Origin of the sequence: Streptococcus ovis DSM 16829, from assembly GCF_000380125.1 — a bacterium.
GTDB lineage: Bacteria > Bacillota > Bacilli > Lactobacillales > Streptococcaceae > Streptococcus > Streptococcus ovis.
Genome location: NZ_KB904572.1, coordinates 1 through 8,444, shown reverse-complemented (window position 1 = coordinate 8,444; position 8,444 = coordinate 1). Strand labels below are relative to the sequence as shown.

General features: G+C 40.0%; 15 protein-coding genes and 1 pseudogene. 11 read left to right on the top strand and 5 right to left on the bottom strand.

Features of this window, described 5'->3' with window-relative positions; translation table 11 throughout:
- Positions 1-91: 91 nt before the first annotated feature.
- From A3I9_RS0104935 to A3I9_RS0104925, 3 genes are all read right to left on the bottom strand, one after another.
- On the bottom strand, positions 92-1,189 hold the full coding sequence (locus A3I9_RS0104935) for a site-specific integrase (protein ID WP_018377936.1): 1,098 nt from the start codon (positions 1,187-1,189) through the stop codon (positions 92-94).
- Positions 1,190-1,391: 202 nt separating this feature from the next.
- Entirely contained in the window at positions 1,392-1,907 is a 516-nt protein-coding gene (locus A3I9_RS0104930) for a hypothetical protein (RefSeq protein WP_018377935.1), read from the bottom strand.
- A gap of 64 nt (positions 1,908-1,971) precedes the next feature.
- Positions 1,972-2,745 carry an XRE family transcriptional regulator gene (locus tag A3I9_RS0104925; RefSeq protein ID WP_018377934.1) on the bottom strand — a complete coding sequence of 258 codons (774 nt, stop codon included), beginning with the start codon at positions 2,743-2,745 and terminating at the stop codon, positions 1,972-1,974.
- 685 nt (positions 2,746-3,430) lie between these two features.
- Here A3I9_RS0104925 and A3I9_RS13510 point away from each other — a divergent pair.
- Positions 3,431-3,580, top strand: a complete 150-nt coding sequence (locus tag A3I9_RS13510; protein WP_018377931.1) for a hypothetical protein — start codon at positions 3,431-3,433, stop codon at positions 3,578-3,580.
- On the opposite strand, the gene A3I9_RS0104905 is transcribed toward A3I9_RS13510, so the two are convergent.
- On the bottom strand, positions 3,577-3,777 hold the full coding sequence (locus tag A3I9_RS0104905; protein ID WP_018377930.1) for a KTSC domain-containing protein: 201 nt from the start codon (positions 3,775-3,777) through the stop codon (positions 3,577-3,579). The genes A3I9_RS13510 and A3I9_RS0104905 overlap by 4 nt on opposite strands.
- A 75-nt stretch (positions 3,778-3,852) precedes the next feature.
- Between A3I9_RS0104905 and A3I9_RS0104900 the strand changes: the two genes are divergently transcribed.
- Positions 3,853-4,062 (top strand): helix-turn-helix transcriptional regulator, encoded by a 210-nt coding sequence (locus tag A3I9_RS0104900; protein WP_018377929.1) that lies wholly within the window; start codon positions 3,853-3,855, stop codon positions 4,060-4,062.
- A gap of 20 nt (positions 4,063-4,082) precedes the next feature.
- Positions 4,083-4,241 (top strand): hypothetical protein, encoded by a 159-nt coding sequence (locus A3I9_RS13385; RefSeq protein ID WP_018377928.1) that lies wholly within the window; start codon positions 4,083-4,085, stop codon positions 4,239-4,241.
- A gap of 2 nt (positions 4,242-4,243) precedes the next feature.
- Here A3I9_RS13385 and A3I9_RS0104890 read toward each other — a convergent pair whose 3' ends face one another.
- Positions 4,244-4,441 carry a hypothetical protein gene (locus A3I9_RS0104890; protein ID WP_018377927.1) on the bottom strand — a complete coding sequence of 66 codons (198 nt, stop codon included), beginning with the start codon at positions 4,439-4,441 and terminating at the stop codon, positions 4,244-4,246.
- A 232-nt stretch (positions 4,442-4,673) separates the two neighbouring features.
- Here A3I9_RS0104890 and A3I9_RS0104885 point away from each other — a divergent pair, with 232 nt between their 5' ends.
- From A3I9_RS0104885 to A3I9_RS12480, 8 genes and pseudogenes are all read left to right on the top strand, one after another.
- A complete protein-coding gene (locus A3I9_RS0104885; RefSeq protein ID WP_018377926.1) occupies positions 4,674-4,964 on the top strand; it encodes a hypothetical protein in 291 nt (96 codons plus the stop codon).
- Between the two features lie 222 nt (positions 4,965-5,186).
- Positions 5,187-5,348: a hypothetical protein gene (locus A3I9_RS0104875; protein ID WP_156809171.1), complete on the top strand. Its 162-nt coding sequence runs from the start codon at positions 5,187-5,189 to the stop codon at positions 5,346-5,348.
- On the top strand, positions 5,348-5,683 hold the full coding sequence (locus A3I9_RS12485) for a hypothetical protein (protein ID WP_018377923.1): 336 nt from the start codon (positions 5,348-5,350) through the stop codon (positions 5,681-5,683). Before A3I9_RS0104875 ends, A3I9_RS12485 begins: the two co-directional genes overlap by 1 nt.
- Entirely contained in the window at positions 5,680-5,913 is a 234-nt protein-coding gene (locus A3I9_RS0104865) for a hypothetical protein (RefSeq protein WP_018377922.1), read from the top strand. Before A3I9_RS12485 ends, A3I9_RS0104865 begins: the two co-directional genes overlap by 4 nt.
- An 85-nt stretch (positions 5,914-5,998) precedes the next feature.
- On the top strand, positions 5,999-6,316 hold the full coding sequence (locus tag A3I9_RS0104860; RefSeq protein ID WP_018377921.1) for a hypothetical protein: 318 nt from the start codon (positions 5,999-6,001) through the stop codon (positions 6,314-6,316).
- Positions 6,316-7,473, top strand: a complete 1,158-nt coding sequence (locus tag A3I9_RS0104855) for a DUF2800 domain-containing protein (protein ID WP_018377920.1) — start codon at positions 6,316-6,318, stop codon at positions 7,471-7,473. The genes A3I9_RS0104860 and A3I9_RS0104855 overlap by 1 nt, the downstream gene beginning before the upstream one ends.
- A gap of 12 nt (positions 7,474-7,485) precedes the next feature.
- Positions 7,486-8,055: a DUF2815 family protein gene (locus tag A3I9_RS0104850; RefSeq protein ID WP_018377919.1), complete on the top strand. Its 570-nt coding sequence runs from the start codon at positions 7,486-7,488 to the stop codon at positions 8,053-8,055.
- A gap of 12 nt (positions 8,056-8,067) precedes the next feature.
- Positions 8,068-8,444 (top strand): annotated as a pseudogene (locus tag A3I9_RS12480) (DNA polymerase); the annotation flags it as partial.

Here is an 8,444-nt window from a genome sequence, read left to right as displayed (position 1 = left end):
ATTGTAGCATAATAACCAAAGGTGGTCAAAATCCCTTGGCATCAGTGGTTTTTGAGGTTTCTATCTTTGTTTTAATACGTTGTTTAATACGTTAAGCGATGTACTCAAATAGTTTTTCAATCGCATCGTCTTTTTTACGCTTAGATAAATGCGTATATAGATCCAGAGTAATAGAGATTTTAGCATGACCTAACCGCTCTTGCGCAACCTTAGCTGGCACCCCGGCATCGTACAAGAGAGATGCGTGGGTATGTCTAAAACCGTGAGGAGTAATGCGTTCTAAATTGTTTGTCTCTGTAATTTTATCCAAGCGATATCTAACGGCCTCGGTTGTGATGTTAAATAGTCGTCTAGCGCTATGCAGAGGCTTAGGCAAGCTGTAGATATACTCTTTGGCCAGACGCATTGTTTCAGCGTCCATGTCCAATTTACGCTTGCTTTTTTTAGTTTTAGGCGCTTGGATAACCCATCCGTTTTTTGTGTATGCTAATGTTTTATTGATATCAATCGTATTGTCATTAAAATCAAAGTCATATTCATCCAACACAATGGTTTCTCCAATTCGTAACCCTCCCATCGATAAAATGCGGAAGAGCACCAAATCTTCCAACGGCCTCTGCTCCTCAACGATTTCAAGGAACTCGTCCAGTTGCTCTTTCGTGTAAAAGTTTTCGAAACTTTCGCTCTTGGGGACGTGTGTTCCTTTTGGTTTAATGACTTTATCCATCGGATTCGTCTCAATCAAATCCATGTGTACTGCAAATTTTAAAATTCGATTTGCTACACTGTATATATTACCGTAGCCACTAAGAGAAGAGATTGCCATGGCCATTTTTTGGCAGCTTAAAACAGTTAGTTTTTTGATATTTGTCTTTCCGATTGCTGACAATATGTGGTTTTTGTAATTATTTTCCGTGATCATATACGTTGATGGTTTGACTGTATTTTGATACTGCTCAAACCATAGCTTCGCTACATCGTCCACAGTTACTGCTATGGACTTTTTCCAGCCTCTATTCTGCTCATATTCTTCTATGAGTTTGGCTTGGGCTAGCAAGGCTTCTCGCTCTGTTTTAAAGCCTTGTCTGGTCGTTCTGACCTGTTTTCCTGTTTCTGGGTCCACGCCCAGATAAGCGACGAATTTATAGGCTATTTCGCCATTTTTTTCTTTTATGTATTTTTTAATCATGTTTTTCCTTTCTCTTTTGCGCTGGGGAGTGCTTTTTTGAGATAAGGATTGGCATCACCACCTTTTTATGTTAAAATTAAGTATATAAAAACTACCCTCTTACGAGGTTGTGTTTTTATCAGATTTTTTACCCATCACTCAAACTTTGGTCGGCGAGAGTGGTGGGGTTTTGTTTTTTATTGTAAAGATACTAGTATAAATTTCAGTTTAAAAGTAGGTAGGCGTCTGTGTATATAAGGGGTACAGAATTTTCTGTTCCTGTAGTGGTTTTGTAGTCGTATGTCAAAATATATCGTCCGTTTACTGTTAATGTATCACCTTCCAAAAATTTCATGTCTGCTCGTTCGGTTTCGATAAAAAGCATATAAATATCATTGTTTGGTTGCATTCCAAGCAATTTTGTATACTTTCCTTCTTCGGAAACTTGGATAATTTCAAAATTATCTATTCTTAATTTTGTCGCAAAAAAATTTTCGGGATCACGTAAAATGGTTCTGTAATCAAGTATATAATAGTCGTCAGAATTGTAATTGTCGGTAGTTATCTTTTCTATCCCATCAACAGCTATGTCAAAATAATCTTCTTCCGTTTCGACTTTTGTGTTTTTTTCTGTTTTAGGCTCCGCTGTTTTAGGCTTTTTTTCTGATGCATCGGACGAACATGCGACCAACACTATAGCAGATAACATAGCTATTCCGCTCAAAACAACTTTTTTCATTTTTATAATTCATTCCTTTCATCTTACTCAAGGCACAGCACTTTTTCGTTCAGTGTTGTGCACTTTATTTTTCCCTATAAACATCCACAACTTTTCCAATAATGCGGAAATCGCTATCTGCATCTACAGGAATATCTTTATATTTTGAGTTCAAACTGTGTAAAAATGCTCCTTCTTTGCTAATGAGCAATTGCTTGATATAGGCATCACCGTAATATTCAAATACACCTATATCGCCATCCGATAGATTGACAGATAGTTTTACAAACACATAATCCCCTGATTGATATTCAGGTTCCATAGAATCTCCGTAGATCGGAACTACAAAATCAGCATTGACTTTAGTAGGTAATTCAATCTGCTCTACTTGGACGTCGTTTAGATATTGACCTGTGCCAGCAGAAGCGGGTTGGTCGTAATAGTTGTAGGTATAGTATGTGACTATTGGTTCGCTTACTGTATCTGTACTGTATTCCACTGTTTCTTGTTCTTCCAAGAGACGTTCACCGTGGTTTATCCAAGCGCTATGACGTGGTTCTTTTAACTCTCTGTCTAAATATATTACCTTGTTGTTAATCGCTGGGAGAGGTGTCCCTTGCGATTGTGGAGAGGTAGATTTTTCGATTGGAGGGAATAAATCATCTATAGAGATATCAAAAGCATTTGCTAAATCAAACATAGTGTCTTTTTTGGGTGAGCGAAAACCTTTTTCATAATTACTTATAGCATTTTTCCCCATACCAATTTTTCTACCAAGTTCTAATTGAGTCCAACCTTTTAATTTTCTATATTCTTTTATTTTTAAGCCTATGAAAATTGCTAGTTCTTCCTTATCCATACAAAGCCCCTTTCAAATTATTTTGATTAGATTATAACACAAAAAACCACGAAAAGAAAACTTTTTTTGTTTTTTCGGAAGAAAAATGTTGACAGACCACGAAACGTGTGCTAGAATATAATCAAGGTCAAGGAAATGACCAAATAAAAACGAAAGGAGAAAGCAATGAAACGCAAAAGGAAAAAGCTTAGCACAGAAGTCAAAGCAGGGTTGGTTATCGCACTAATCAACATCATAACAGCTTTGATAAATCTGATAGCTAAGCTAATCGAATAAATGTGCGGGGCGAAAGCCCCAACCATTTATGGTTTCATTGTATCAAAAGGTAAATGGATATGCAAGAGAAGAAGTATATCATCATCACATGGATTTTGATTATCCTTGCGGTTATTATCAACGTCATTTCCTTGATGGTAAAATAAAAAGCCCGAAAGGGCTAGGAAGGAGCGGACGTATGAAAATTATCTTAACGTCAGTATTGGTATCTTTTAGTGTATCATTCATAATGATGAAGTGGCACATTCACAACGCATCTGCCCTATTCGAAAAGCATCTGCAAAACAGTGATGTTTGGTTTAAGGAACAACTGGCAGAAGTTCTACATACTATTGTAAGACACAAGGATCAATAAAATTTTGATCAATCATTTTATTTTACATTATACCACAAGAAAGGGGTGAGAGAAATGCCACCAAAACTTATTCAAAATTTGCTGGAAGTATCTGAATATCTTGCTAAGAATTGTATTCATGACAAAATTATTATTACGGTTGAAGGTGTGAGTGTGGAGCAAACAAAAGAGTTCCACCCAGCAAGTGAAACTCTCCTAGACTAGACAATACGTGTGTACGAATGAATTTTGGCTAGTCTGTGAATATTTGAACCAACAGAACCAATTAAGACAGATTGGTACTCTGATCGGCTAACGTTGTGATAATGGTAAATTGAACCATTATTAAATTCAACTTCTAAAGTGTTGTTTTCCCAACCAACACTTCTCACGTTGCTAGATGCGACATATTGACGTTGCATAGTACGCTCTCCTTTCTATGATGATAATTTTATTATAGCACAGGGAGACACTATAAATCAGAAAGGGGTGAGAGAATGCAAATAAAGCTTTATGAGCTGAGAAAAAAAGCTGGTCTGACGCAAGCGCAGATGGCAGAGAAAATAGAAATTTCAGAAGCATCATACCGCTCTAAGGAATTAGGGTATACTGATTTCAAGTCATCTGAAATGTTTTTAATCGCTGATATTTTTGGAAAAGATATTGGCGATATTTTTAGCAAAAGAAACACACGAAACGTGGTCTGATGACCTAGAAAGGAGAGAGGATGGAAAACAGTACACAAAATTCAGCCGATGTACGCAAGGAAGTATTGAAATACTTAAGCGACGTACTGAGAGAAGCTGATAAAAAAGACCCAGCAACTATTGCAGCAGTTGCTGAGTTGATTACCGCTACTGGTAAAGCGATGTCTGGCATTTTCTAATGTTAGTAGAGCCAGGGTGAGGATTTATCAATATAGCAGACTTGATCTAAATTAATGAGCTGATTTTTGTTTGTGAGTAACAAGTTATCGGCTTCATGTTGTTGGTCTGCTAGACCGGAAACAGTTATACTTTTGCCATCAGAGAAGTGCAAAGTCAGTTCTTCTTTTGACTTGAGTATATACACGATAAATTCTTTCATAACACTACCTCCTTTCTAAGGAGATTATACCACACCTCAACCAGTTGCCGTGGCTCTGTTAGGCAATACCAATTATTGGTTTTCTCCTAATTATTTTTTTAAACGACATAAACCTTTTTCTGCAAGTCCTAGCAGGGCTTCGGGTGCTGGTTGAGAGCAACAAAAAACGACTGCGGAAACAGTCGCTCACAAAAAATAACTTACTTAGATTATACCACAGAAAGGACAAAAAATGGCAGAAATTTTGAAAATGCCACAGGGGCAGTCATTCGACCCGCAGTTGTCGTTTAACGATTTGGTTATATCAATTGCTAACCAAATAGCTGAAGCGACGCTTGAAGCGGTCAAAGAGCGTGATACAAGTGTCTGGCTTAGTCAACAAGAGCTGATGAAGCATCTAAATTGCTCGTGGGAATATGTAAAACAAATAGAAAAATACGGACTGCAATCACGTAAACAGGGCAAGTATGAAATGTATTGCCTTGCAGATGTGTATGAAGCCCTACACTTAATGAAAAATTAAAAATAAAAGCGCTGGGGAGTGCTGAAGGAGAAATAATATGGGATTTACAGATGGAAAAAATTGGACGGTTGAATACAATCGAAAAGATTATGGCAATCACTGGCCAATCATTTGAAGAATTAGACGTATACGGCCACACAGATTTAAAATTTATGCTGAACAAGCTAGAAAGAGGCTATTGATATGACCATCACACAAGCATTAGGATATGGATTACTTGCTATGGCAGTGTTAGTAATTATCGCTATCGGTTACGGATTTAAACAAGTTAAAGATTTCAACGAATTGAAGAAAGAATTGGATCATATGGAATCACGGGCATATCGTGAGCAGGTTTGTCGTGAAGTACTGATTGAGAATAGGAAGTTGAAAGGATTTAGCTAATGACAAAGATTGAGGAAGTAAGAAGTTTTTTCAAAAAGAACCCTGGGTCAACTTTACAGGATTGCTGTGAAGGGACGGGGTTTGCTTATGATATCGTGAAACAGTATGTCTGGCGAGACTACAGACGCCACATGCTAACCAAGGATGAAGAAGGGGGGATTACTTATCAGGATGAGTTTGAAATCCCTGAACTACATTCGATTGATCCTGCTAAGCGTGCTGCGTGGGATATGCTAGAAATTTTAGTTGACCGTGCTAAGGCTATCACAGACGACGATCTCTTGTTGAAATTCTCTAAAGAAATTCGCTTGTACTACGCGGAGGTCGGTCGATGATAGGACTTTTAGAATATGCACAACTCTACCTTGAGGGGGAATTAGACGTTTGTGACAACGAGCGCCTAGAGCTTGAAATTGACTTATCAGAACACCCACAAGCAGAGCTTATTAGGGATTGGGTTGTACTTGATAATCCTAGGTTTGTAAAGGGTGTCCACGATTCGCCTTACTATCGGGCACAGATCGCAAATGACTTGGATAAAGTCAAGGATATTTTAGGGAGGTGAGGCGCTTGATTGCATTAAAAAAGACGATCTGAAGACCGTCAACATAAACTATAACTAAATTATAACACAGAAAGAAGGAAAAACAATGATTGAATTAACTTTTAAAGGTAACTCTCTCACAGAAGTATTCGAAAGTATGAAAGCTGCATTGGGGGGAGAAAAGATTGCAGAGGTTGAACAGGCAGTAGTTGACAGTGTGCAACAAGAGACAGCTAAATCGCGTAAAGTTGAAGAGGCAAAGGCAGTGTCCCTTGCTGAAATCCAGACTCTGACGAAGGCTAAACTGGAAGAAAAGAAATCTAAAGCTATCAAAGCTCTCCTTGCTGAATTCGGCACTGCTAAAGTTTCGGGTGTTGCAGAAGAAGACTACGCTGCCTTTTACGAAAAATTGGAGGTGCTCTAATGCCCGTAGAAACTCACGCTCTACTCTCTGCCTCTAGCGCCCATCGTTGGCTGCAATGCCCAATGCTACCAAGACTGGAGGCAGGTGAGCCCAGCAGGGATACCGTATACACTCAAGAAGGAACCTGTGCCCATGAGTTAGCTGAGATTAAACTCTTGTATAAGTCTGGGAAAATCAATAAACGGGAGTTCAACAAGCGTATCAAAGCCTTCAAGGAAAGAGCAGATTTCTACGATGAGGAAATGGAAGAAATGACGGAGGTCTACACGGATATCGTCATGGAGCATTTTAACACGTATGATCATGCAGATATTGAGCTTGAAAAACGTGTTGACTTTTCTGACTGGGTCCCAAACGGATTCGGTACATCTGATGTAGTAATCTTAGCCGATAATACGATTGAAATCATCGACCTGAAATATGGAAAAGGCGTTCCTGTTTCTGCTAAGCTCAACCCACAGATGAGCCTCTACGCGTTAGGTGCATTTGCTACCTACGATATGGTCTATGATTTTGACACTATCAAAATGACGATTGTTCAGCCTCGCTTAGATTCGGTCAGTACTTCCGAAATCCACGTAGAGGAACTTCTTTATTGGGCAGATAATTACGTTCGACCAAGGGCCTCACAGGCTGAAATTGGTATCGGAGACTGGGACCTCAATGCTGAAGTTTTGAAATGGTCACCAGTTGCGGCTAAGCTAGTCCCCTGGGCTCAGCAGAATTGGGAAATTATCGACCGCCACGAGCTCCAAGAGCCTGTTTTCCTCTCGGATGAGGCTCTTAAAGAAATTCTAGATAAGGCTAGCGACATCAAGAAGTGGGTGGAATCTGTTGAAGCCTATGCCCTCAAGCAAGCCCTGGACGGTAAAGAAGTTTTGGGCTACAAACTAGTAGAAGGTAGAAGCAATCGGGTTATCACGGACAAAGATAAAGCTGCAGACATCCTACATGACAACGGATTTGACGATGAAATTTATAAGCCTAAAGAATTACTTGCCATGGGAGCTCTTGAGAAGCTCATTGGCAAATCGCTCTTCACGGAGCTTCTGGCGGAGGTGATTGACAAACCTCAAGGTAAACCCGTCCTTGTCCCTACTAGCGACAAGCGACCTGCACTCAACAGCTTAGAACAAGCGATTAAAGATTTTGAATAGGAGAACAACATCATGACAGTAACAACACAAGCAACAACTAAAATCATCACAGGTAAAGTCCGTCTTAGCTATGTGGCTCTCTTGGAGCCAAAGGCATTCGAGGGTCAGGAAGCTAAATACTCAACGGTTATCTTGATTCCAAAGGAAGATAAGGAAACTATCAACCGCATCAAGAAGGCCCAAAAGGCAGCCTATGAAGCAGCCAAGAACGACAAGCTAAAAGGCGTGAAATGGGAAAAGGTCAAGACCACTCTTCGTGATGGTGATGAAGAGATGGATACGGATGAACACCCAGAGTACGCCGGTCACATGTTCATGTCAGTGTCAAGTCGTACCAAGCCACAGATCATCGACAAATACAAGAACCCTGTAGACTCAGAGGATGAGGTCTACTCTGGAGTTTACGCTCGTGTGTCTCTCAATGCTTATGCCTACAACACGGCAGGCAATAAAGGGATCTCGTGTGGCTTGAACAATGTGCAGATTGTGGCTAAAGGCGATTATCTGGGCGGTCGTTCGTCTGCTGAAAATGACTTTGACGAATGGACTGAAGATGAGGATGAAGACGATGATATCTTGTAGGAGGCGGGGCTTATGCGTCATCTCAATATAGATATTGAAACCTACTCTTCAAACGACATCAAGGATGGTGTCTACAAATACGTAGACGCTCCTGATTTCGAGATTTTACTCTTTGCTTATTCCTTAGACGGAGCCCCCGTCAAGTGTGTAGACCTGACGAAAGAGCCTCTGCCCGATGACATTCAAAAAGCTATCATCTCTGCTGATGTTCGCAAGTGTGCCTTTAATGCCCAGTTCGAAAGGGTGTGCCTTGGTAAATATCTTAATACCCAACTTGACCCTAGCCAGTGGCGTTGCACGATGGTTCATGCTCAAGAGCTTGGACTACCGGCCAGCCTCGAACGCTGTGCCAACTATCTGAATCTTGCTCAGGCAAAAGATACGGCAGG

Coding starts and splice junctions, on each gene's coding strand:
- A3I9_RS0104935 (WP_018377936.1), bottom strand. CDS start 1,189: ATGATTAAAAAATACATAAAAGAAAAAAATGGCGAAATAGCCTATAAA.
- A3I9_RS0104930 (WP_018377935.1), bottom strand. CDS start 1,907: ATGAAAAAAGTTGTTTTGAGCGGAATAGCTATGTTATCTGCTATAGTG.
- A3I9_RS0104925 (WP_018377934.1), bottom strand. CDS start 2,745: ATGGATAAGGAAGAACTAGCAATTTTCATAGGCTTAAAAATAAAAGAA.
- A3I9_RS13510 (WP_018377931.1), top strand. CDS start 3,431: ATGCCACCAAAACTTATTCAAAATTTGCTGGAAGTATCTGAATATCTT.
- A3I9_RS0104905 (WP_018377930.1), bottom strand. CDS start 3,777: ATGCAACGTCAATATGTCGCATCTAGCAACGTGAGAAGTGTTGGTTGG.
- A3I9_RS0104900 (WP_018377929.1), top strand. CDS start 3,853: ATGCAAATAAAGCTTTATGAGCTGAGAAAAAAAGCTGGTCTGACGCAA.
- A3I9_RS13385 (WP_018377928.1), top strand. CDS start 4,083: ATGGAAAACAGTACACAAAATTCAGCCGATGTACGCAAGGAAGTATTG.
- A3I9_RS0104890 (WP_018377927.1), bottom strand. CDS start 4,441: ATGAAAGAATTTATCGTGTATATACTCAAGTCAAAAGAAGAACTGACT.
- A3I9_RS0104885 (WP_018377926.1), top strand. CDS start 4,674: ATGGCAGAAATTTTGAAAATGCCACAGGGGCAGTCATTCGACCCGCAG.
- A3I9_RS0104875 (WP_156809171.1), top strand. CDS start 5,187: ATGGCAGTGTTAGTAATTATCGCTATCGGTTACGGATTTAAACAAGTT.
- A3I9_RS12485 (WP_018377923.1), top strand. CDS start 5,348: ATGACAAAGATTGAGGAAGTAAGAAGTTTTTTCAAAAAGAACCCTGGG.
- A3I9_RS0104865 (WP_018377922.1), top strand. CDS start 5,680: ATGATAGGACTTTTAGAATATGCACAACTCTACCTTGAGGGGGAATTA.
- A3I9_RS0104860 (WP_018377921.1), top strand. CDS start 5,999: ATGATTGAATTAACTTTTAAAGGTAACTCTCTCACAGAAGTATTCGAA.
- A3I9_RS0104855 (WP_018377920.1), top strand. CDS start 6,316: ATGCCCGTAGAAACTCACGCTCTACTCTCTGCCTCTAGCGCCCATCGT.
- A3I9_RS0104850 (WP_018377919.1), top strand. CDS start 7,486: ATGACAGTAACAACACAAGCAACAACTAAAATCATCACAGGTAAAGTC.